The sequence below is a fragment of the Haladaptatus marinus genome, from assembly GCF_051194195.1.
On sequence record NZ_JBLZNK010000005.1, the window covers coordinates 57,253 to 78,873 of the forward strand.

27 protein-coding genes and 2 pseudogenes are annotated in these 21,621 nt (G+C 56.2%); 14 read left to right on the forward strand and 15 right to left on the reverse strand.

The genetic code is table 11. The annotated features are described in order from the left end of the window. Window positions 1-41: 41 nt before the first annotated feature. Complete coding sequence (locus ACN2TU_RS17420) at window positions 42-464, reverse strand: ferritin-like domain-containing protein (RefSeq protein WP_435157139.1); 423 nt, start codon at window positions 462-464, stop codon at window positions 42-44. A gap of 23 nt (window positions 465-487) precedes the next feature. Then, entirely contained in the window at window positions 488-691 is a 204-nt protein-coding gene (locus ACN2TU_RS17425; protein ID WP_435157844.1) for a hypothetical protein, read from the reverse strand. On the opposite strand from ACN2TU_RS17425, the pseudogene ACN2TU_RS17430 reads away from it, so the two are divergent. Then, a pseudogene (locus ACN2TU_RS17430) lies at window positions 678-821 on the forward strand (succinylglutamate desuccinylase/aspartoacylase family protein); the annotation flags it as partial. The gene ACN2TU_RS17425 and the pseudogene ACN2TU_RS17430 overlap by 14 nt on opposite strands. Before the next feature lie 76 nt (window positions 822-897). Next, window positions 898-1,678 (forward strand): annotated as a pseudogene (locus tag ACN2TU_RS17435) (RNA-guided endonuclease InsQ/TnpB family protein); the annotation flags it as partial. A gap of 1 nt (window position 1,679) precedes the next feature. On the opposite strand, the gene ACN2TU_RS17440 reads toward ACN2TU_RS17435, so the two are convergent. From ACN2TU_RS17440 to ACN2TU_RS17455, 4 genes are all read right to left on the reverse strand, one after another. Beyond that, entirely contained in the window at window positions 1,680-2,234 is a 555-nt protein-coding gene (locus ACN2TU_RS17440; RefSeq protein WP_435157140.1) for a class I SAM-dependent methyltransferase, read from the reverse strand. A gap of 313 nt (window positions 2,235-2,547) precedes the next feature. After that, window positions 2,548-2,940, reverse strand: a complete 393-nt coding sequence (locus ACN2TU_RS17445) for a DUF7970 domain-containing protein (protein ID WP_435157141.1) — start codon at window positions 2,938-2,940, stop codon at window positions 2,548-2,550. Next, window positions 2,937-3,770, reverse strand: a complete 834-nt coding sequence (locus ACN2TU_RS17450) for a ParA family protein (RefSeq protein ID WP_435157142.1) — start codon at window positions 3,768-3,770, stop codon at window positions 2,937-2,939. Before ACN2TU_RS17450 ends, ACN2TU_RS17445 begins: the two co-directional genes overlap by 4 nt. 322 nt (window positions 3,771-4,092) lie before the next feature. Beyond that, window positions 4,093-5,064, reverse strand: coding sequence for an ornithine cyclodeaminase family protein (locus ACN2TU_RS17455; protein ID WP_435157143.1), 972 nt, complete (start codon window positions 5,062-5,064; stop codon window positions 4,093-4,095). A gap of 380 nt (window positions 5,065-5,444) precedes the next feature. On the opposite strand from ACN2TU_RS17455, the gene ACN2TU_RS17460 reads away from it, so the two are divergent. Further along, complete coding sequence (locus tag ACN2TU_RS17460) at window positions 5,445-7,490, forward strand: S9 family peptidase (protein WP_435157145.1); 2,046 nt, start codon at window positions 5,445-5,447, stop codon at window positions 7,488-7,490. Between the two features lie 117 nt (window positions 7,491-7,607). Then, window positions 7,608-8,024, forward strand: a complete 417-nt coding sequence (locus ACN2TU_RS17465; protein ID WP_435157146.1) for an SPW repeat domain-containing protein — start codon at window positions 7,608-7,610, stop codon at window positions 8,022-8,024. A gap of 18 nt (window positions 8,025-8,042) precedes the next feature. Here the strand turns inward: ACN2TU_RS17465 and ACN2TU_RS17470 are convergent, their stop codons facing one another. The 3 genes from ACN2TU_RS17470 to ACN2TU_RS17480 all read right to left on the reverse strand — a co-directional run bounded on the left by ACN2TU_RS17470 (window position 8,043) and on the right by ACN2TU_RS17480 (window position 10,233). Beyond that, window positions 8,043-8,279 carry a hypothetical protein gene (locus ACN2TU_RS17470; protein ID WP_435157148.1) on the reverse strand — a complete coding sequence of 79 codons (237 nt, stop codon included), beginning with the start codon at window positions 8,277-8,279 and terminating at the stop codon, window positions 8,043-8,045. A 59-nt stretch (window positions 8,280-8,338) separates the two neighbouring features. Then, entirely contained in the window at window positions 8,339-8,638 is a 300-nt protein-coding gene (locus ACN2TU_RS17475) for a HalOD1 output domain-containing protein (RefSeq protein WP_435157149.1), read from the reverse strand. Between the two features lie 242 nt (window positions 8,639-8,880). Further along, window positions 8,881-10,233: a hypothetical protein gene (locus ACN2TU_RS17480; protein WP_435157150.1), complete on the reverse strand. Its 1,353-nt coding sequence runs from the start codon at window positions 10,231-10,233 to the stop codon at window positions 8,881-8,883. Between the two features lie 155 nt (window positions 10,234-10,388). Here ACN2TU_RS17480 and ACN2TU_RS17485 point away from each other — a divergent pair, with 155 nt between their 5' ends. From ACN2TU_RS17485 to ACN2TU_RS17500, 4 genes are all read left to right on the forward strand, one after another. After that, window positions 10,389-10,802, forward strand: a complete 414-nt coding sequence (locus ACN2TU_RS17485) for an EamA family transporter (protein ID WP_435157151.1) — start codon at window positions 10,389-10,391, stop codon at window positions 10,800-10,802. Window positions 10,803-11,045: 243 nt separating this feature from the next. Further along, the gene (locus ACN2TU_RS17490; protein WP_435157153.1) at window positions 11,046-12,212 is read left to right on the forward strand and encodes an ABC transporter substrate-binding protein; all 1,167 of its coding nucleotides are present in this window, start codon (window positions 11,046-11,048) and stop codon (window positions 12,210-12,212) included. A 328-nt stretch (window positions 12,213-12,540) separates the two neighbouring features. Next, window positions 12,541-12,708: a hypothetical protein gene (locus ACN2TU_RS17495; protein WP_435157155.1), complete on the forward strand. Its 168-nt coding sequence runs from the start codon at window positions 12,541-12,543 to the stop codon at window positions 12,706-12,708. Window positions 12,709-12,774: 66 nt separating this feature from the next. Continuing rightward, window positions 12,775-13,071, forward strand: a complete 297-nt coding sequence (locus tag ACN2TU_RS17500; RefSeq protein WP_435157157.1) for an amphi-Trp domain-containing protein — start codon at window positions 12,775-12,777, stop codon at window positions 13,069-13,071. Between the two features lie 14 nt (window positions 13,072-13,085). Here the strand turns inward: ACN2TU_RS17500 and dpsA are convergent, their stop codons facing one another. Continuing rightward, window positions 13,086-13,631 carry a DNA starvation/stationary phase protection protein DpsA gene (gene dpsA, locus ACN2TU_RS17505; protein ID WP_435157158.1) on the reverse strand — a complete coding sequence of 182 codons (546 nt, stop codon included), beginning with the start codon at window positions 13,629-13,631 and terminating at the stop codon, window positions 13,086-13,088. A gap of 225 nt (window positions 13,632-13,856) precedes the next feature. After that, window positions 13,857-14,051, reverse strand: a complete 195-nt coding sequence (locus tag ACN2TU_RS17510; protein ID WP_435157160.1) for a DUF5786 family protein — start codon at window positions 14,049-14,051, stop codon at window positions 13,857-13,859. A 280-nt stretch (window positions 14,052-14,331) separates the two neighbouring features. Between ACN2TU_RS17510 and ACN2TU_RS17515 the strand changes: the two genes are divergently transcribed. After that, the gene (locus ACN2TU_RS17515) at window positions 14,332-14,994 is read left to right on the forward strand and encodes a DsbA family protein (protein WP_435157162.1); all 663 of its coding nucleotides are present in this window, start codon (window positions 14,332-14,334) and stop codon (window positions 14,992-14,994) included. 84 nt (window positions 14,995-15,078) lie between these two features. After that, entirely contained in the window at window positions 15,079-15,420 is a 342-nt protein-coding gene (locus tag ACN2TU_RS17520) for a DUF6176 family protein (protein WP_435157164.1), read from the forward strand. 53 nt (window positions 15,421-15,473) lie between these two features. Here ACN2TU_RS17520 and ACN2TU_RS17525 read toward each other — a convergent pair whose 3' ends face one another. The 3 genes from ACN2TU_RS17525 to ACN2TU_RS17535 all read right to left on the reverse strand — a co-directional run bounded on the left by ACN2TU_RS17525 (window position 15,474) and on the right by ACN2TU_RS17535 (window position 18,138). Continuing rightward, a complete protein-coding gene (locus tag ACN2TU_RS17525) occupies window positions 15,474-16,478 on the reverse strand; it encodes an LLM class flavin-dependent oxidoreductase (RefSeq protein ID WP_435157166.1) in 1,005 nt (334 codons plus the stop codon). A 225-nt stretch (window positions 16,479-16,703) separates the two neighbouring features. Continuing rightward, window positions 16,704-16,856 carry a hypothetical protein gene (locus ACN2TU_RS17530; RefSeq protein WP_435157168.1) on the reverse strand — a complete coding sequence of 51 codons (153 nt, stop codon included), beginning with the start codon at window positions 16,854-16,856 and terminating at the stop codon, window positions 16,704-16,706. 7 nt (window positions 16,857-16,863) lie between these two features. Beyond that, window positions 16,864-18,138 (reverse strand): M24 family metallopeptidase, encoded by a 1,275-nt coding sequence (locus ACN2TU_RS17535; RefSeq protein WP_435157170.1) that lies wholly within the window; start codon window positions 18,136-18,138, stop codon window positions 16,864-16,866. A 99-nt stretch (window positions 18,139-18,237) separates the two neighbouring features. Between ACN2TU_RS17535 and ACN2TU_RS17540 the strand changes: the two genes are divergently transcribed. Next, window positions 18,238-18,720: a VOC family protein gene (locus ACN2TU_RS17540; protein WP_435157172.1), complete on the forward strand. Its 483-nt coding sequence runs from the start codon at window positions 18,238-18,240 to the stop codon at window positions 18,718-18,720. A 139-nt stretch (window positions 18,721-18,859) separates the two neighbouring features. After that, window positions 18,860-19,171, forward strand: coding sequence for a DUF7344 domain-containing protein (locus ACN2TU_RS17545; protein ID WP_435157174.1), 312 nt, complete (start codon window positions 18,860-18,862; stop codon window positions 19,169-19,171). Window positions 19,172-19,237: 66 nt separating this feature from the next. Here the strand turns inward: ACN2TU_RS17545 and ACN2TU_RS17550 are convergent, their stop codons facing one another. Further along, the gene (locus tag ACN2TU_RS17550) at window positions 19,238-19,498 is read right to left on the reverse strand and encodes a HalOD1 output domain-containing protein (RefSeq protein ID WP_435157176.1); all 261 of its coding nucleotides are present in this window, start codon (window positions 19,496-19,498) and stop codon (window positions 19,238-19,240) included. 614 nt (window positions 19,499-20,112) lie between these two features. On the opposite strand from ACN2TU_RS17550, the gene ACN2TU_RS17555 reads away from it, so the two are divergent. Further along, entirely contained in the window at window positions 20,113-20,313 is a 201-nt protein-coding gene (locus ACN2TU_RS17555; protein WP_435157178.1) for an Lrp/AsnC family transcriptional regulator, read from the forward strand. Window positions 20,314-20,785: 472 nt separating this feature from the next. Continuing rightward, complete coding sequence (locus ACN2TU_RS17560) at window positions 20,786-21,619, forward strand: TrmB family transcriptional regulator (RefSeq protein WP_435157179.1); 834 nt, start codon at window positions 20,786-20,788, stop codon at window positions 21,617-21,619. The last annotated feature ends 2 nt before the right edge of the window (window positions 21,620-21,621 follow it).

A 21,621-nucleotide genomic window follows, 5' to 3' on the forward strand; every position in this document is an offset into this window, starting at 1 on the left:
CCATCGACACGAATTTTAGTGGTGACGGTTTTTGCTTGCATTCAGTTTTTGACGATGAATTGACTGGCTATCTTTTTGACTTCGTCCATCGTTTTCGGCTCATCAACGGCCTTGGGGAACGGGGAGGAGGCGTTGATTTCGTTGAGGAACGAGGCGTGTTCGGCTTCGACGCTGTGGATGCCGATTGCGGCCGAAAACACATCGTCGTTGGAAACGATCGGCGCGGCACCCTTATATGCGGCGACACCAGTGTTTTCCAAGGCTTTCGCCACGCCGAGGAATTCGGTCGGCGTCTCGTAGCCGAAGTCGTACTCGGCCTCTTCGACGGGTTTTCCGCCGAGTTGTTTGACCGTCTTCGTCAGTGCTTCGACGTGTACAGCCTCGTGTTCGCCGACTTTCTTGAGGTATCCCGGCACTTTCATTTTCACGTGGTCGCTGAACTTCGTTAGCGCGTCGGCGTGCATGAGTTGGTCGTTGCTGAATTTCTTCAGACCGTCGCGGTAGAAGGCGTTCTCCAGGTTTCGAGCGTCAGCGCGTAATTCAGGACGTTCACGTCGCTCGTGTCGTCGTTGGCTTTGCGGTCTTGTTTCGGAAGAGAATCACCCGTCTCGTAGACGCTTGCATCGACTTCCGACGTGATGAAGTCGCCAGCGATTTTCAGCACCTCGTCCATCGATTTGGCCTCGCTCACCGGTCTGCTGGCGGGTGTGCTGGAAAATCCCGTCGTTTATCCCGGCAATCCGCTGTGCCATCTAGTGGAAATCCGTGAAGAGGTTCGACGGTCTATCGAGATGGAACGAAGGCATGACTCGCCAAAATGATGAGTGCAATGAACCGATAGCCTTCGTTCCCAAATTATATAGCGAAATACAGTATATGGTTGTCCGACTGTGATCCACAGTCAAACAGGAACCGACCGGAAAGTGGTACGCCATCCTCGGCGTCGAAACCCCTGACGACCCACCTGCGAAACCGGAGAATCCCGAGAGATGCGTCGGCATCGACGTGGGGATTCTCAAGTACGCCCACGACACCGACGGCACCGCCGTTGAATTGCTCGACCTGTCCGACGAACGCGAGCGGTTGGAACGCGCTCAGCGCAATCTCTCGCTGAAGCAACACGGCTCTGCGAATTGGGATACAGCGTCGGGTCGTGGCCGAGCGTCACGCCGAGTTGAAGAACAAGCGTCGTGACTTCCTCCACAAGTTGTCGAACTACTACGCCCGCGAGTACGACCTCGTGGCTGTGGAGGACTTGGACGCGAAGAGCTTGATCGAACTACCGAGCAACTCACGGAACCGAGCGGGGGCGGCGTGGGGAACGTTCCTCCGAATGCTCGAATACAAATGCAAGCGAGAGGGTACGCACTTCGTGGCGGTTAACCCGAGAGGAACGACCAGAGAGTGTGCGTCCTGCGGCGTCTCGACAGACAAGCCGTTGTGGGTCCGTGAACACTCCTGTCCGGCGTGTGGTTTCGAGGCGGACAGGGACGTGAACGCGGCGTGGAACATTCTTTCTCGCGGTCTAAAGAAGCGGTTAGGAGCGGGACGCTCCGAATCAACGCCTGTGGAGACTGCGCTCCCTGTGGAGACGTCCGTATCTGCAAAGCGCGTCATCGAAGCAGGAAGCCCCACCCTCAAGCGCGAGGGCGTCAGCCCGAGCGGTAGGGCGGGGTAGTTCACCGACTCGCTACGAGAATGAACGTTTCGGGACGCTCGGCTTCGAACTCGATTTGGAACCCTGTGTCCGAAACTAGTTCGTGCGCTGTTTCGAGGTCGTATCGTTCCTCGACCGGTGGCCCACTCTCCCCCTGGCCGTTTGCAGACCAATCGGCGATGACGAACCGACCGCCAGGTCGGAGGATGCGGGCAATTTCGGTGAGCGCCTCACCGCTTGCGAATTCGTGATACGTCATGGTCGAAAACGCGGCATCGAGTTCACCGTCCGAAAACGGTATGTCGGAGATATTTGCCGTGACGAGCGAGACGTTTTCCGGCACACCCTTCTCTCGGTAGTGGTCATGCATCGCATCCTGCACATCTACGGCGAATACTTTTCGCACGAAGGGTGCGATATTGTCGGTGTAGAACCCGGTACCGCTCCCGAGGTCTGCGACGATGCTTCCTGTGGTCACATCGAGATGGCCAACTAACTCCTCACGGGAGACGTAACGATATCGCTCTGCGTCTTCCAGTTTGTCGGCTTTCTCGGGGTCGAACGTGTGAAAACCCATTTCCTATTCGGTTCAACGAAGAGGAGAATATTGAATGTTGCTCAGGCGAACTGTTCGACGGAACTCGTGAATCTCGTCTTGTTGTGCGAGTCGGTTGGTGGTGGTCGCTACCGCTCCTTGTGCTACCGAGTCGGCTTCAATCGCTACAAGTATGTGAGGTCGAGAGCTGTTCTCTTCTGTCTCCCTTTCCAATACTGTCTTCCAAAACGTTACTCCGGTTTGATTGGATGGCTAACTACCCAGGAATCTTACCAGATAGAAACCTAAAAATATGTATAGATAGCTTTCTGGATATCCACAGGACGGAAGTACTCTACCGACGGCCGTACCCCCACTCCTCCATCACACGCTGAACATCGTCCGTGTTTTCCAGTCCTGCGCGAATGAGTGCTTCACGCACGTCCAATGCCATCACTTTGTCGCCATCGAATGTTTGGCTCAGTTCTCGTTCGAGTTCGCTGATTTCCCCTGCCGTCTCGCCCTGTACGTACACCGGTACCGCCTCGCGGTCAGCTTTAACCGTTCGCCGAGCGAAAATAAACGGGAGTGTTTGCTCCCCTGTTCCGGAGTCAGTTCCAGACTGCTGATCGGTAGCTGAGGATTCGGCATTTGTGCTCTTGGTGGCCGTGCTTGTTGTCGTCGCGTCCGTGGAGTAATCGTCACCATAATCGTCGTCGGTCGCGCCGTATCGGTCGTCTTTAGTCATGCTTCGACCTCCACATCGACGGTTCCCTGTTCGATGATTCGTGCGAGATGTTCGAAGTTCGAAAGTAGATCTTGTTCGTATTCCCGGAGGTCACGAGTTTCGTCGCTCTCAGCGAACTCGAACACGTTCATCTGCTGTTTCCACGCCTCCTTCAACACGTCCCGCTTTCGGACGCCGAAGGGCGTCACCGGTTTCCCGCCGGTTTCCAACTCGTCTCGGGTGTCACGGTAGATGTTGGAGTCGCCCACTTCGTTCGGTACGACGGCGAGTATTCCGAGTGTGAAGTTATCGTCGAACTTTCGGAATCCCCGTTCCATGCTATCGAGTGTATCTTCCAACCCTTCGATGGAGATGCTTCCCTTTCGCGTCAGTTCGATTGGAATCACGACGTTTCGTGCTGCGACGAGCGCATTATCGACGAGAACGTTGAGCGTCGCCGGTGGATCGATGATGAAGTAGTCGTACTCGCCTGCGACCGATTTCAGCGCTGACCGGAGCTGGAACTCCCGAAGTGACGTGTTCCGGGCGGCCATCTCGCTCTCGATATTTGCAAGGCTTTCATGTGACGGCACGAGGTCGAAATCGGCAGTCTCCACGATGAGCGAACGAACGTCTTTGGTATCATCTAAGAGAACGTGACCGAGGTGGTCGCGGTCACCCGTCTTCAACTCTTGGTAGCCGACATGGTCGGTCAAACTCCCCAGTTGGGGGTCTAAATCGATCACGAGAACTCGTTCGCCTCGCCGTCCCAGCGCGGCGGCAACGTTAGTCGCCATGGTGGTCTTTCCGACCCCGCCGGATTCGCTCCACAGTGTGATGGCCCGTTTCATACAGTCGGCTGTTATACGCTTACCCCTCATAAATTCTCGTCAGACAATTGCGTTAAACTATACAAACAGCTATCTAGATGGCTATCTAACTGGATACCTGTCTGGTTATCTATCCAGATAACCACTATACTGCGGCCGATTTGACTCGAACGATCTGATTTATGTGACTCGACTGCTCTCGATAAAGACGGGTATTTGTGTGGATACCTCTCCAGAAATACTTGTATAGTTCTCCACGCGGCTACTGATAGTTGATTTCCCTATCAGATAGCTATCTGGATATCTCTACAGACATCTTATCGGAAAGGTGGACAAATACTCGCTACAGGCCGACTTCCTCGCCACTCCCATGCTCGCTCGCACGTTCGAGAACGTGCTCGCTCGCGGCGGCATCCAACACGGCGGTTCCGACGCTTTCGACCACGACGATTTCCGAATCGGATTCGCGCTCGACGCGATCGCGGAACACTGCGGATAGCGGAACGATGTCGTCTTCTGAAAGATCGGTCGCTCGGAGGTCACCTATTTCTATCACTTCGTCCGGAACGTCCGCAAATATGTGTCCGGCACGCTCGAACGTCGTTCGGTCGAGTTCGCGCATCTCGGCGGCATAGGCACCGATGGCGACGACGAGTGTCCCCGCGTCGAGGGCGTCGCCCGAAAAAACAGGTTCGGTTGCAGTCGTTGCGGTCACGACGACGTTCGCACCTGAGACGGCATCGTCAGCTGACTCGACTGCGTTCGTCGGAATGTCGAGTTCCGATTCGAGTTTGTCGGAAGTGTCGTATCTGGATTCGCTCGGGGAGTACACTCGAATCGATTCGAGGTTGGTCGCTGCGGCGATACAGCGCGCTTGCCACTGTGCCTGTGTTCCGGCACCGATGAGTGCAAGTCTGACCGGCGTGGGTGCGAGTTCCTTGGTTGCGAGGCCGCCGATACAGCCAGTTCTTGCGTTGGTGATTCTCGTTCCAGCGAGGAAAGCGGCGGGGAGCCCCGTTTCGGCTTCCGTGAGCGCGATTTGCGCGTTGATGGTCGGTAGACCTCGCTCGGCGTTTCCCTCATGGACGCCGACCAGTTTCGTTGCGTAGTAGGTCGCGCCGTGGATATACGCGGGCATGACGAGACCGGTTCCGAGTGCGCCATCCGCGAGTCCGGTTCCGACTGGGAAGTGCGGGCGTTCGGGGCGTTCGACCTCCCCCCGTCCCTGTTTTACGAACGCGTTGCGGACGATGGGGAGGAGGGATTCAATGTCCAGAACGGAGGCCACAGCTGCGTCGGAGAGGATTCGAACCATGGCGGTCGTTCGTTCTGCGGTACCTTATTTGCAGGTGGTGGAACCATAACACGGACATTCGTACTTCGACCTATGCGTGTCGTCGTCATCGGTGGTGGTATCGTCGGCTGTTCGTGTGCGTACTATTCGCTGACCGAGGTGCCGAAGTTGTGGTATGTAAACGCTCGAATATCGGTGTCGGGAGCACTGAACGCTCCTCGTGCGGCATCTGAGCACAGTTTTCGACCAAAGTCAACGTCGCCCTCTTGCGGGCGAGCAGGCGAGTCTGGGAGCGGTTCGAAGACGGACGGTCGAGGAACGGAACGTGGCCTAAGCCGAAAATCGGCTCTAGATTTGCTGGCGGACGTACAACTATATGGTTCGCGTGTGATGTGTCACCGATGACGCAGACGTTCGAACTGGACGACTTCTACGATTTGACTCTCGCGTCCGATATCGCGCTTTCGCCGGACGGCGACCGACTCGCCTTCGTGGCGAGCGAGTTCGACCGTGACGAAGACGAACGACGAACATCCTTGTTCGTCGTTCCGACGGACGGGAGCGACGACCCATATCGACTCTCCCGCACCTCCGATGCCGGGTCGCCGAACTGGTCGCCGGATGGGTCGAAACTCGGGTTTCTAGCCGGCCGTGACCAGGATACCGCCCTCTCCGTGCAGGACGAGGACGTCGATTCGGATGACGCTGACGAAGCTACCGGTACCGATGACGACGAACCGAAATCGCAAGTGTGGGTGTTCGACCTCGAACGCGGCGGCGACGCCCGCCAAGTGATCGACCGCGAGGAAGGTGTCCGCGAGTTCGATTGGGGGCCGAACGGTGACCGACTCGTCGTCTCGGCCCGCGACCCGACCGAGGAACAGGCCGATTATCTCGAAGAACTGCGAGACGGCGGGCCGGTCGAAATCGACCGCCTTCAGCACCGATACGACGGAAAAGGGTTCTTGGACGACGTGACGACATACCTGTTCGTCGTTGACGTGGCCACCCGCGAGGAGCGACGACTCGACGACGCCTACGGCGGCGGATCGTTCGAACCGATGTCAGGGCTCCAACCCACGTGGGGTTCGAACCGAATCGCTTTCATCTCGAACCGAACCGAGCGACCGGACGACTCCGGCGTGATGGACGTTTACACCATCGACCCGGACGGAACCGGCCTTCGGCGGGTGACGGATTCGGATCTTACGGCGAGCGCACCCCGATGGAGTCCGGACGGCGCTCGTCTGGCGTTCATCGGTAGTGACGCCGTCAACTGGCACATTCCGACGCAGGTTTACGTTTCGGACGATTCCGCTGACGGCGAATATCGCTCGGTTACCGATTCGCTCGACCGAACCGTGGCACACGCAAACCGCGTTCGATGGATGGACGACGAGTCGATGCTCGCCCCGGTCGGTGACGAGGGAAGCACGCGCCTCGTGCGCTGTTTCGCCGACGGCAGCGCGCCCGAATTTACGCTCGAATCCCAGGACGACTACTGGACGATTCGAACGTTCGACCATGTGGGCGACACGGTTGCTCTCCTGTCCACCGAACCGGAAACGGTCGGCGACCTGTACGCGCTGGACGTGGACGAACTCGAATCGGGCGAACCCGTTCGGCTGACGAGTCTCAACGATTCATTCGAGGAATCCCACGCTATGCCCGACTGTCGGCGTGTCGTTTACGAGAACGACTCCGGCGACGATGTCGAAGGTATCGCGTATCTGCCTGCCGATTTCGACCCGGCTGACACCTCTGACCTTCCACTCATCGTTTCCATTCACGGCGGGCCGATTTCGTACGACGCACCCGAGTTCAAGTTCGAATATGCGTACTGGACCGACCGAGGCTTCGTCGTCTTTCGACTGAACTACCGCGGAAGCAGTTCCTACGGCAGGGAGTTCAGCGAGGTCATCCGCGGGGATTGGGGCGCTCGTGAAGTCGAAGACGTTCTCGCCGGTGTCGACCATCTCGTCGAACGCGGTTGGGTCGATATCGACCGCACCTTCGCCACTGGCTTTTCCTACGGCGGCATCACGACCGGATTCCTCGTCACGAGCACGAACCGGTTCGCTGGTGCTGCGGCGGAACACGGTATCTACGATTTGCGGTCGTGCTACGGAACGGACGACGCGCACAAGTGGTGGGAGAATGACTTCGGCCTCCCGTGGGAAAACCCGGAAGCGTACGATTCGGCGTCGAGTATTACGGATGTCGGCAACGTCGAAACACCCCTGCTGGTCACGACAGGTGGCGACGATTGGCGTTGCCCGCCGTCACAATCCGAACAACTCTACGTCAGCGTGAAAAAGCAAGGCGTTCCCTCGAAACTCGTCGTCTACCCCGACGAACATCACAACATCGGCGACCCCGACCGGGCAGTTCACCGAATCGAGGAGTTGACGGAATGGTTCGAAACGCACGACCCCGGACAGGTGTAGGGGTTCGGTTCGCGCTCGAACTGTTGCAGTTCGAGCACGTGTAATGAACCGTTAGTTCGTGAACGGTCGCTCGCTTTATTCACACGCTCAATCTATCCTGATATGGAGGGAGAACTGATGAGTGAAACCGAAACGAGAGAGCGAACGACACGAGCGACTGACACCGACACGTCGAACCTGAAGTGGCTGAGCGGCTTCGTATCGCTTATCGGGGCCTGGATTTTTATTTCGGCGTTCGTCTATCCGACGATGTCGATGACGAGTTATTGGAACAACCTCATCATCGGGGCCGCGATTTTCCTCGTCGCGGGCTACAACTACTACCGGATGTCGAAGGGACTTTCGACCAGCATCGGAAGTTCCTCGTTCGTCGCGCTGTTAGGGCTGTGGATGATTCTGGTTCCGGTCGTGATGGACGTAGGAACGGCCTTCTGGAGCGACATCGTCTCGGGTGTCGTCGTCGCTCTCATCGCCGGATACAACGCCTACGCCGGTCGAGAAGCGAGGGCTGGTGCGCCTGCCGGAACCGCCTGAGGCACACGTCGGAATCGTCTATTTTCGCTCCAGCTTTTCGAGCTGGAACGAAGCGAGATGGTAGCGCGTGACGAGCACTGCAAAGCCGACCATGACGAGGGCGAACAGCGCATGAAACGAAACGGCGGTTTCGTGAGCGTATCCGTTCCAGAGCTGTGCCATCCCGATTGCCACCGGCCCGAAACTAAACAGACCGGTTTGAACCGGTAGTTCACGGCAGAGTTCGTGGAATGAAACGGTTGCTTCGTCGGTCATCAATCGGTTCTTGAACTCACTCGCGGACGCGCCATCAATATCGTTTCGATATCGTCCGACTACTCCTCAGGAGTGTGATTTTCCGGTGCGTAGATGTGTATTTCGCCGTCTCCGTGAACGACAACCTCACACCCTTGGGCAGTAAAGATGACCTTTCCGTCTTCCCGGCTCCCACCGCTGTGCTTCTGACTAAAGATCGTATCGAGTGCATCCGGGTCGACGCTGTCGTATAGCCACGTTCGTCGCTCTTCGTCCTCGCCGACGATTTCTTCGATACCTCGAATAACTCTCGTGCTCACGTTGTCCTCATCGCCGGTAACTCGGTAGGCTATTCGTCCGTCCGTATCGAAATTTTCCATTCGCTCTGTTAATTTCTCACCGTTCATTGTATCGTAACGACTCAGTTGGTTAGCAACTCAAACTGGTTACTGGGATAAAAGAATCTCGATTATCGATAAAAGCAATCCGTTACTTTACTCTATACTGTTTTTAATATCGAATAATTATCAACTTTGATCTACTAACATCAACCGCATCGTCCATCTCGCCGCAGATGTTCACAAACGACCCGAAAAGCGTTGAAAACGGTCGTTTCCGACTTTCAGCGACGACGCCACAAAAACAGTACCGAAATGGAGAGTGCGACGAGTGCCACCACGCCGGTGAAGCCGGGAAGACTCGTTCCTCCTGTCTGTGTGTCCTTCCCGGAGGCCCCTTTCGCGGTCGTTTCGCTAGTTCCGTCATTTCCACCCTCATCCGAACCGTCGCCTTCCGTCGTCCCACTCGATTCGGAAATCTGTCCGGCCGAACCGAGGTGAAGCACCCAGCCGTCCATCCCCTCGGCCCCGAATCCGCCGGTTTGGCCTGCTAACAGATAGCCGCCTCCGTGCGCTTGAATCGCGGGCCACGGTTTGTCCCACTGCGCGCTTCCGTAGGCGTTCTCCCACTGTACGGTTCCATCTGAACCGGTTTTTACCACGTACCCGTCCGCACTGCCGATTCCGCCAGTCAGCGTTCCTCCCGTGAAGAGGTAGCCGCCGTCGTCCGTTTTCATTGCAGAGTCCAGCCAATCTACGTCCGCTTCACCGTATCGGTTCTCCCAGGCGAGGTCGCCGTTCGCGTCGTATTTGAGCACCCATCCGTCGCGGGAGTCTCCGCTTTCCGACTCTCCGGCGAGAACGATTCCGTCGTCACCGCCCGTCGCGGCCCAAATCGCTTCCCGGTCGGGCCCTCCCGCCGTTTTCTGCCAGCGTCGATTTCCGTTGTTTCCGACACGCATCGCCCACGCATCCTGGCTTCCCCCATCGACTTCGCCCGCGACGAAATACCCGTTCGACGCCGGAACGACCGCTTTGAAACCTCCAGTTGAATACTCTTCCGGGCTAGCGTAGGTTTTCTCCCACGCTTTCTCGCCGGAACCACGGAGTTTCAACAGCCAGCCTTTTTTCCCGCCGTCGCTCGTCCACCCGGCGAGGACGTAGCCGTTTCCGTCCCGTTCAAGGCTGTAAAACGCTCCTTGACGGGGTGTTCGTTCGTTCTGTGTCGAACCATCGCCCGCCAGTTCGACGACCCATCCCATCGCGCTGCCACCACTGTCTGTTCGTCCGGCAACCATCACGCCGCCGTTGCCGTTCGGCACGACCGAGTACAGTCTGTCGGTGCCCGAACCGCTGAGCGTCCGCGACCATTGCTCGTTGCCTTTCGCGTCGATTTTCACGACCCAGCCGTCGATACCGGTTCCGGAACGCTCGGTTTCTCCGGCGAGGATGTAGCCCCCGTCGTCGGTTCGGACGACGTCGTTGAATATTTCGTCGCCCGAACTACCGTAGGTTTTGTTCCATCGCTCGGCCGGTTCCGGTTCTGCCTGTCGTTCTACGACGCCTCCGGGGAGCGCCATCGCTCCCGCAGTGGACACGACGAAGAGAACGACCACGAGTGTCGCGGTACGCGCCATGCGGATGTGGTTGTTGCGTTGCTAATTTGTTATGTCCGTACTACGACGAAACAGGTCTACTCTGTCCGTCGTCAGCCAACCGTTGTTGGCTCACAGACCCCTCCTGAAACGCCGGAATGGGAACCCATTCTTCTGTGCAGTTCCTGGCCGACGGTATGGTTCGAACTGCAGTTCTCTTCGCGCTGGTTGGGATGGTCACGTGGGGCATCTGGGCGGTGTTCGCCGACAAAGCGACTCGGACGCTCGAACCGGAGGTTGCGATGGCTATCTCATACGCCGTGGGTGTCGGCGTCGCACTCGTCTACATCGCCTCCCAATCGGGTTCGGTCTCGCTTTCCGGGCCGGGTGTCACCTACGCAATCGCTGGCGGACTGTTCTCCGGTATCGGGTCGATAAGCTACTACGCCGCGCTGCAACGCGGAAACACGGCGATTGCCACGACTATCACGGCGCTGTATTTCGTGGTTGCCGCCGTCCTCGGCGTGGTGTTCCTCGGGGAATCGGTGGACGTGCGAGACATGGCAAGAGTCGGACTCGCCATCGGTGCAGTGGCCATGCTTTCGACGTAACTCGCGAATATAAATCGAATATCGCTATACCATCTCCGCGATGCCGACGATGACTCTGTCAAATTTCATCGCTTGATTTCACCTACGGTTCGTGCTGTGCCATGACCGACAGGTGCTCCCGCGAGCAGGCTACGATCAGTTTCATTGCATTCTTCTTTCTTCACTGTACTCTCACCCGAACTCTTTCTTTAGGCTGGCCTAAATTCCGAAACACATTTGTTGGTTTTAGGCGAGCCTAAAATAATGGTTCGGGATTCGAACGGCGGCGACGTACAGACGCGGCGAGACTACATCAAGGGAAGCGGCGCACTTCTGGCTGGAGGCCTGCTCGCAGGCTGTGCTGGCCAAACTGGCTCCGAATCGGAGGGAACGAACGGGAGAGCTTCGAGTACGACCGGCTCACGTTCGACGGACGGGCCATACACGGTCTCCATGGAACCGGTCGGGAAAGTCGAATTCGATTCGGTACCGGAAACATGGGTCGCCAACAACGGGAGTTGGGCCGACATGGGTGTCGCGCTCGGTCTCGAACCGCCGAAAGGTGTCTGGCTCACCAGCCGGTATCACACCCAGTATTACGAGGGCATCGACGGCGTCTCCGTCGATAAAAGCGGGATGATTTCACTGTATCAGGACGGTGTCAACAAGGAGCGATTCTACCAGCTCGACGCGGATGTCCACATCATGGATCCAAACTTCCTCATCAATCGATTCAAGGGATGGAAACAAGCCGATGTCGACGAGATACACGACACCATCGGTCCCGTGTTCGGCAACTGTATCTACGCCCAACATTATCCGTGGCACGAAGAATCCCGCTACTACACCCTCATGGAGGGGTTCCGGAAGCTCGCACAGGTGTTCAAACGAACAGACCGATACGAAACATTCGTGGACGTTCACGAGGCGTTCCAATCGAACCTCGAACCGGTCGTCCCGGCACGGAGCGAACGGCCATCCGTTGCGGTCATGTGGGGAACTGGTGACGAGCCCAAGCAGTTTTACCCCTACGTTATCGGTGACGGAACCGGATTCAAGCACCTGAACGACCTTGGGGTCAAAGACGCACTCGCTACCACGGATATCAAGGATTTCCACGGAAGCCGCGGGGCTATCGACATCGAAACCCTGCTGGAAGTCGACCCCGAAGTCCTCCTGCTCCGTGGCTACGAGGCAAAAAGCGAAGCCGAGTTTCGAAACACGGTCGTCGGATTCCTGCAAAATCACACCGTTGCGAGCAACCTCACTGCCGTCGAAAACGGCGACGTGTACCGTGCTGGCGGTCTTTATCAAGGCCCGATTACGAACCTCGTTCTCACACAGAGACTCGCGAAACAACTGTATGGCGTCGAAACGACGCTGTTCGACCGTCAGAAGGTTGCAGCCATCGTCAACGGGGAATTAAAATGACGCTGTGTACTGCGATTTGCCGACTCGAACTGGTCGAACACGACGAGTGACTTTCCATGGTCGGATGCACTCTCGTCAAAATCTGCCGACATATCGATACCCTCGCGCAACGCCGAAAGTTTCGCGAGCGGAATGTCTCGATATAAACACCTCCCCATCGACATGGTGGTTTTTCGTGTCGATTACAATGGTTGGAACTCCCGCCGGTTTCGTGAACGTTCCCGAGGTATCGGAGTCATGCCTTCGTCTCGATTGCTGTCAGTCTACTGGCGTCTCGCAAGAATCGAAAACCACACCTTTTTATTTTAGGCTTGCCTAAACCAGCTCGATGCCTGCACGCACCGAGTCTCAGTCGGAAAAAGAGGAGGTTTCGGACGCCTCCTCACGTCCGAACATTTCCGTTTGCCAAAGCTGTCCTGAGAGAGTCGTCTTTCTCGAATCGGGGAACACCGACGGATGGATTTCGAGCGACCTAACCGTCGATTTGACTCAGTAATTTTCCCCCCTTTCGACACTCCCTTCCGACGAGTTTTCGTTTGCGTGTGACTTACTACCGTCTCCGATGCCAGACGACGCCAACGAAACGGACGATGACCGAACGACGATTCGAACCGGGCGCGATTTCGAACAGGAATATCGCTTGAGCGCGAGCGAAGTAGGACAGTTCCTCATCAAACTCGGCGAACAACTCCGCGACGACGTCGAACTCACTGTTCTCACCGACGAGTGGGAGCTCCCGTTTGCCTTCGGCGAACCCGTCGAACTGGAAATCGATTTCAGCGGCGTCGGGGAGCCGGAACTAGAAATAGAAGTGGGAATACCCGGACGCCCCGGCGACGAGGCACCGGATATCCGCTAAATACCCTTTCGGAGTTATTTCGTCGCCGATTCGAGGACGAGCGTGTCGTCTTCGAGGTAGTGGTCGAGAACGTGGGCATGTTCTTCGAGATCTTCCAAGTGTTCGCGGAGCATCTGTCCCGTGGCGTAGTCGCCCAATCCTTCGGCGAGTTCGATATGCTCGCGGTAGCTTTCGATAATGTCGCCATACATTTTGAGGTCGTTCTCGAACGACGTTCGGATATCGTACACGTCTTCATCCTCGGGTTCCACGGTTGCGGCCGCGGAGAGCGCGGTCATGCTCGCGTGCGGGACGCCGCCGATTGCCTGCACACGTTCTGCGACTTCGTCGGCGGCCCTCTCGACATCCTCGTAGGCTTCCTGCAGGAACACGTGAATATCGAGATGTTCCGCACCCTCGACGTTCCAATGGTGCTTGTGGAGTTGATGGTACAGAACGTACGCGTCAGCGAGATCCGTGTTCAGCGCGTCGATTATCTGTTCGGCCTTCTCTCGGTCGAGACGTACCGGGTTGTCCTCGACGGTGCCTGCCTCTTGTCGGACGGTTTTCTGGGTGCTCATTGCATCTCTAGAATTGGTCTTCACCGGCTTATGAGTTCCTAAAACGGAAATAATTTTTAGGTGGTCTAAAAACATCGTCCCGTTCTCTCGGTTCTGCGCTTTCAAATATGTAACTATCACCGCCAAAATGTAAGTTAAAGGTGCATTTAGGGAACGTTGCACACGTGTCTCACTGTGTTCCCGTCGAGAAGATATCGAAGAAAAACGGGTGCGGAGCGGATGACGCTACGACTCGTCTTCCGTTTGGCCGTCTTTCATCTCGCCGAGTTTGGCGATGAGTTCGTCGCTGGATGCATCACTGTCAAACGTGATTTCGCCCTGATGGTCATTTTCGTGGACGTTGACGGCGCTGGACTCGTCCATGTTCGAGTCGTTCTCCCGGTTCTGCTGTTCAGATTCGTCGTAGCTTCCAAAACCCATATTTGAAATTACCGACTGAACTCACTAAAGACACACGGTTCGGACGCAGGAACTCGCTGGCAGTAACGACGAGGCAGAAACGCCGTTACCGGAACGTACGGGAGTTACCTGTTGGTTACCGAAACATTAAGAAAGTTCGTTTGGTCGTTTCTATCGAGCCAATGTCCGACCCTGATGAGCCACGGGAACCGTCATCCTTGACACGGCCGCGCTTCAACGGCTGTGTATTCTGCTACGGTGCTGAACTCGCATACTACGGCCTGATAAAACGCGAGATACGATGAATCGACGAACGTTCCTCGCAGCGACCTCCTCAACCCTAACCACCGCACTCGCTGGCTGTACAGGAATATTCGGTGGCGATTCCCTTTCGGAAGACTCGTTCGACTCCAACCCCGCGGCGACCGATATCGACCGCAATCCGGCACTTGGCCCGTCCCCAGCGAGTGCGAAGTCCGCTATTATCGCCTTCGAAGACCCATCCTGTTTGGTTTGTCGCCGATTCGACGAACGAACCTTTCCGAAACTCAGGTCGAACCTCATCGACCCCGGAAAGACGGCGTTTCTGTATCGGTCGTACCCACACGTCAGGGACTGGGCCAAATCAGGGGTTAACATACTCTATGCTACGAACGCACGGTCGAGTGATGCTTTTTGGAAATTGAACGAACATTTCTACAAGAATCAAGACTACGTGACGACCGACACCGTCTACTCGTTCTCGAAGAAGTTCCTGCAAGCACAGACGTCGGTCGATGCGGACGCCGTCATCTCGGAGGCAAAAAACGAGAAATACGGTGCCCTCATCGACGCAGACACGACCGCACGAAAGGAGGCGAACGTCAGCGGGACGCCGACGTTTTTCCTCTTTCGCGACGGCGAGTTTGCGACGACAGTCACCGGGAGTCAGGATTATAGCGTGTTCGAAAACGCACTGCTCTGACCGATCCTCACTTGCTCCGTGACCTTTCGTTTTCGGTTCGTCAACGACCGATATTATCATTTTCAGACACGAGTAGTCGATATCATGCCGGAAGTCGTTCTCGTCAAGCAGAAGCTTCGTCCCGGAAAAACCGAGAAACTCCGTGCGTGGTGCGCCGAACTCGAAGCGCGCGAGGACGAAGTGCTCGAAACGCTTGACAACGAGCGCGTTTTCATCGAAGCTCGATTCCTTCGTTCGACCGAGGATGGCGATTTCCTCTTCACGTTCATGGAGGCGGACGACATCGAAGCATCGAAAGCCGCAGTCGAAGCTTCGGATTTCGATATCGACGACGGACACGGCGAGGTAATGGAGGACGTGCTCATCGAGGGGAGTACCGAACTGCTCACTCCGCTCGACTATTTCTCGAACACGGCGCGGTCGTAGAACAGCGGAAACGATGGGGTGTTACTCAGTGACGATACTCCTTCTAGACCCGCTTACCGAACCAGCGGTGCGACTTCGTCGCCGAGACGCTCGATACAGTCCACCATCGCGTCCGTACCGATTCCGGGGTGGTACGTGCGGAAGATGAAATGGATGTCGTCGCCCACCGCGTCGCGATACTCGTTCAATTCCTCCGCGACCTGTTCGGGCGTGCCGAAGATGGCCTGTTCTTTCAACTCCTGTTTACGGTCGTCGTCCAGTTCCTCGACCGATTCGCCCGAGAAAATTTCGGCGTACCGACGCTGGATGTAGAAGTAGCCGGGTTTCATAGCCTCCCACGCTTCCTCCTTCGAATCGCCGATGAAGCCATGCTGGAGTACGTACACCTCGAAATCTCCCTCAATACCTTCTTTTTCCCGAACGCGCTCGATATCCTCCTTGCGCTTGCGGACGCCCTCGATGGAAATCGAAGAGGGTGCACACCACGCATCCGCAACCCGCGCTGCGCGCCGGACTGCTGGCTTGACGGACCCGCCGAACATGATGGGGACGTCCGATTCGGGTTTCGGCGTCACGCTCACGTCCGAGGATACGTCGTGGAATTCGGCATCGTAGTCCAGTTCCCCGTCAGACCACGACGCTCGCAGGAGGTTCGTCAGGTCGCTCAGGCGCTCCACCCGTTCTTCGCGTGGAACGCCGAACGACTCGAACTCGCGGGGGTTCGACCCGATTGCCAGTCCAAGCGTGAGGCGGCCATCCGAGAGCAAATCGACCGTCGCGGCGTCCTCCGCGAGTCGGACGCCGTCGTAGAGGGGTGCGAGCGCGATGCAGGTGCCGAGTTCGACGTTCTCGGTTCGGGCGGCCAACGCGCCGAGCGAGGGCATCGTCGCCGGAAGGTAGCCATCTTCGGCGAAGTGGTGTTCCGAGACCCACATGCTGTCGAGTCCGGCAGCGTCGATGGTCTCGCCGAGTTCCAGCATCTCGTCGTAAATCTCGGTCATCGAGCGGTCGTCGTCCGGGCGTCGCTGGCAGGTGAACAGCCCTGTCCCGAGCTTCATGGTCGAAAATCGCAGGCCGCCGTCTTAATGCTTTATTGAAACGTGTCTGAATACCTCATCATTCGCAGAAAACTTATCACGTACACAATTGGCAGTTCGAACATAGACATTGGCCCTCCTGACGGTTCGATCACAAGTACTGGACCGAAGAAGCCCGAGGATTCGATTCTCGACGCGTTCAAACCGGTGCTGGTTCTCGTCGGAATGCTGGTACTGCTATTCGCCTTACTGTACTTCTTGGCTTAGTGGCGGCGCGTCTCCAATTTTTCTCGTCATTTCCAAGCCACGGAGTACTCGTTCGGCATACTCTTCGGGAGAAAGTTTCGCGGTGTTCACTTCCACGTCGTACTCGTCGTCCCTGTAGATGTGGTCAAACACCTCGTTTTCAGTGTTCGATAGTCGTAATCTCCTCGACGGGCCACTGACTCAAAATTTCCACACCGTTCTCTCGCACGACGACCATCTCTTCGACGCGAACACCCTGTCGGTCTGCGGGTTCCATCGTCTCGACGGCCATGGTCATTCCCTCCTCGATTTCGATCGGGTGATCAGGCGAGATGCCACGCCAGATAAGCGGCACTTCGTACAGTTGCAAGCCAAGGCCGTGCGCCCAGTGGTTCGTCGTCATCTGCCAGTGGTCGGTGGCGTCGTACCAGTCGGCGTGTTCGCCTTCCATGTCGGGGAAGCCTTTGCAAATTTCGTCCGTCGTTGCGCCGGGTTCGATGCGTTCGAGCACGTCGTAGAGGTTGTCGCGGGCGATTTCGTAGGCGTCCTGCTGGGCCTGCGTCGGTTCGCCCATGCTGAACGTTCTGTAGTAACAGGAGCGATAGCCCATGAAGCCGATGTTGTAGAAGTCGGCGTAGACGAGGTCACCGGGGCGCATGATTCGGTCCGTTGTATTCGCCTGATGTTTCGGCCACGTGTTCGGCCCGGAGGTCACATAACCACCTTGTACCATCGCGCCGAGACTCCATAGTTTGCTGCTGGCTTCGCCCCACACTTCAGACTCGCGAACTCCTGGTTTCGCGGTTTCCGTGATGCGCTGGAATCCTGCTTCACAGAGCGCGGCGACCATCCGCAGGCATTCGATTTCGTCGCGCGTTTTGACCTTTCGGGCGCTCTCCATGACCTTCGCGCATTCATCGGTGCGAACGTCCACGCCGCGGTCTTCGAATTTCGAGATGAGCGCGCCGTTGCCGATGTCGATGCCCATCGGCTCCTTTGCGACGCCGTACTCCTCCATCGCCTCGTAGACGAGACCGGCCATCTTGTCTTTCAACCAGTCGCGGGCCGAATCGCGTCCGGAGGCCCGCGGAACGTTCCCGAGTCCGGGGCAGGCGTAGCGAATATCGTCCAACCATGGACAGTTGAATCGCTGGTTGCTCGCGTGGTCTGCCGTATCCCAGTGGACGATGTCGCCATTCTCGGTGAGCAAGGTGTAATGGTCTGCGCCCGACCCACCCGTCATGGCTAGTCCGGTTACATATCGGACGTTCGGATCGTTGATGAGGAGCATGCTCCCCAGTCCGGCCTCCCGCATTCGGGACAGGGCGCGCTCTTTGCGCTCTTCGCGCATGCGCTGCATGTCGATTCGCTCCTCCCAATCGACGCCCATCGTTCCGCGCGTTCCTTCCATGAAATCGCGTTGGTAAAATCCCATGTCGGGACGTACTCGGACTGTTGTTATGAAATTTCCCGAAACGTCCGTGATGGACTGCCGCCTACAGATTCAAGATACGTCCTCTCGTTCTTTCGACCAATGAACAAACACGATACGCCGATTCGAGTAGACCACGTCGGTATCGCCGTCGAATCTATCGAGAATGCGGAACCAGTCCTGTTCGCACTGGGTTGTGAGCGTTTAACGGTCGAATCCGTCGAAGATCGCTTTCGCTGGGCCTACTATAGCCTCGGTGACGCCTCTCGACTCGAACTGATCGAACCGATTGCGGACGACACGTTTCTCACCGACTTCCTTGACCAGTACGGTCCAGGTCTGCACCACGTCACGCTCGAAGTCGCCGACATCGACGCTGTCATCGAGTCGCTCCGCGAAAACGACATTCGCGTCATCGACCGCGCCGAGTTCGATACATGGTCCGAGGCGTTCGTCTCGCCGCGAAACCCGACCGGCACGCTCTTTCAGTTGATGAAGTATCACGATGACTATCACGAAAAACGGCTTCCACCACAGGAGTTGTTCATCAACGAGAGTCGGGTTGGGGAACAGTTTCAAAGGTGATCGAGACGAAACAGTTGGCTCGACTGTTTTTCGACCGTCTCCAACACCTCTGTCACTCACTTCCTCAAACAATTGGTGCCTGTGAATATGTCATCTACTTATTGGCTTGAGAAACGAATGCTAAATCGATGAGGTAACTATGCTAGATGACCAGCTATGCGTGCTGTCGAACGCTCACAGACGACGACTGCTTCTCGCCTTGCTGGAGGATAATCCACAGAACGACCGAACTGTACTTTTCGGCACTTCGGAGACGACGGATGACGACCGTAAACGAGCGGTTGCGATGGGACATATTCACCTTCCGAAATTGGTGGATCACGGATACATAGATTGGAATCTGGAAAAAAGGAGCGTGACTAAGGGGCCGCAGTTCGACGAACTCAAGCCGCTTCTGGTTGCACTGGAGGGGATGGATGACGATATTCCAGGCGATGGGTCATTGGACTAATCTAAGTTGAAGCGTCGCGCCGAATCTCCACCCGAGTGAAGTCTATATTCTCTATGAGTGCCTCACTCAGCGGTCATCCGGGCGAGCCGTAACCGTTCCGTCTCCCGTAACTGTGAGGACGACGCCGTCGCACGAGAACGTCAGACTCACGTCGGAACTTGTCTTGCGCCCTTTTGCAGTGACGAGTGCATTCAACGCATCGGGGTTGATGGAGTCGTACAATGGCGGTATGTCCGTCGAATTGCGTCCGGTAACCGCGGTGATGGCCTCGACGATGGCGATACTGGGTTGTTCTGCTCGCGACCAGTCGAAATCGATGTGACTCATGTTGGGGTTTTGTCCCGGCTGACCCGTATTAGAGGATGGATTCTCTTCGGTCATGATTGGGTGTTGTATCGAACGGTTTCTGTGTCCGCCGTATCGTGGTGGGTAATGTTGTCAAGTCCTTAAATAGTACTGTGATTATCTGAGTCAATTTTTAATTTTGCTTGGAGCCAGAAACGGTCACCGTCGTCACGACAACATCCAGAAAAGAACGTTCCGTAACATCGTAATTCGAGGCAGTCACTGCGTAACATCGAAAAACCGTCCCCTCGTCAGCAGATATGAACTGTATCGAAGTTTCACTCACGAAAATTGCTATGAAAGGCAGTTTCGGTGCGGAGTGACGATTGGTTGGGCCCCTGTCGACCCCGCACCACTAGACGCTTCGCGCTAGCCCCGTATAATCTTACTGTGATTATCTGGGTAACACTATCCGTAGCGTTTCGAAGACGACAGTCCGGTGAACTGGGGTGGCATCGCACCCTGAATACATACGGATTACCACCATAGTCACACTCATGGCTAGAGGCCTGGATAATATCGATAGGGGTATTCTCTTTATGCTTTAGCAGGAGGCGCGGAACACGACATCCCAGGAGATCGCCGACACTGTCGGCGTGTCTCCAAATACCGTTCGAAACCGAATCGATCAGCTCGAAACCGAGGGTATCATTCGAGGCTACCATCCCGAAATCGACTACGAAGCTGCGATCCTCCCGTTGCGCGTTCTCTTCGTCTGTACTGCCCCACCGACCGAGCGTTCCGATTTGGCAGATTCTGTCATTGACGTTCAGGGCGTCGTTGACTCAGGGAGATGATGACTGGGCGGAACAACATCCACGTCGAAGTCGTCGCGACGAGTACGGGAGACATCACCTGCATCTCGGACGCCATCCACGAACTTGGACTCGAAATAGCGAGCTCCGAACTCATGAAAACGCGCAAGATACAACCGTTCAACCATTTCCACTTTTCGCACTCGGACAACGATGAAGCGGGTGAAATGTATAATTTGATTGCTTATTTGCTAAAACCGCAATTATTTGGTGGTATTCTAGCGTATTCTGTACCACTACGTGTGGAATAATGGATTCACATCCAGACTAGAGACGAAGTTCGCAAACTGAAATAAATATAATGAGTGTGGTTAAAGACGGTCGGAACCATTTATACTAACTATGATTGCGGGTTCCGTTGGAATCGTTCGAACAGTACGACAGGAACTGACTTGTGAGTGCCCGCAAAACAACGGAGACGATACCGGATTCGCCGGTAGTATGGTTGGGACCCATGAAAGAGCTATCTAATCATCAACAAGCGGTCGAACTGCTCCAGAAACTAGGATTGAAAGAGTACGAAGCGAAATGTTTCGTGGCGCTGTCACGGCTTCCGAAAGGGACAGCCAAGGAAATCAGTGAATCCTCCGAAGTTCCTCGAACGCGCGTCTACGACGCGATTCGTGTGTTGGAGGCGAAGGGACTCGTCGAAGTCCAACACTCGAATTCAAAACTGTTTCGGGCCGTTTCAGTGGACGAGGCCGCCGAAACGCTCCGCCAGGAGTACGAATCTCGAACCGAAACACTCGTTGAGGCTATCGGAGATATCGAACCGGCAGTATCGGACACCGAGGAAGAAGTGACACACGAAGTTTGGTCGCTATCAGGTACGAAAGCGATTGCAAACCGAACACAGCAACTCATCGACAGCGCCACCCAGGAAATCGTGTTCGTCGTCGGCCACGAGAACGTTCTGACGGAGGAACTGTTGGATGACCTGCAATCCATCAACGATTCAGACATCGATATCCTCATCGGTGCAGTGGACGAACAGGTGCGAACCCGTGTTCAAAAAGCACTTCCCAGCGTCGAAACGTTCGTTTCGGGGTTGGAGTGGTTGAGCGGTTCCCTGCCCAACGAATCGGACGAAATCATGATTAGTCGGCTCCTACTGATCGACCGGAACACGATTCTGGTCAGTTCGGTGCATCAAAAAAGCGTCACCGAGTCCGACGGGGAGCGGGCCGTGTTCGGTAGGGGATTCGACAATGGCCTCGTCGTAATTGTCAGACGGTTGATGGCGACGGGATTACCGTCGGCCGACGACGTGCCGAATCCGGACGAATAACA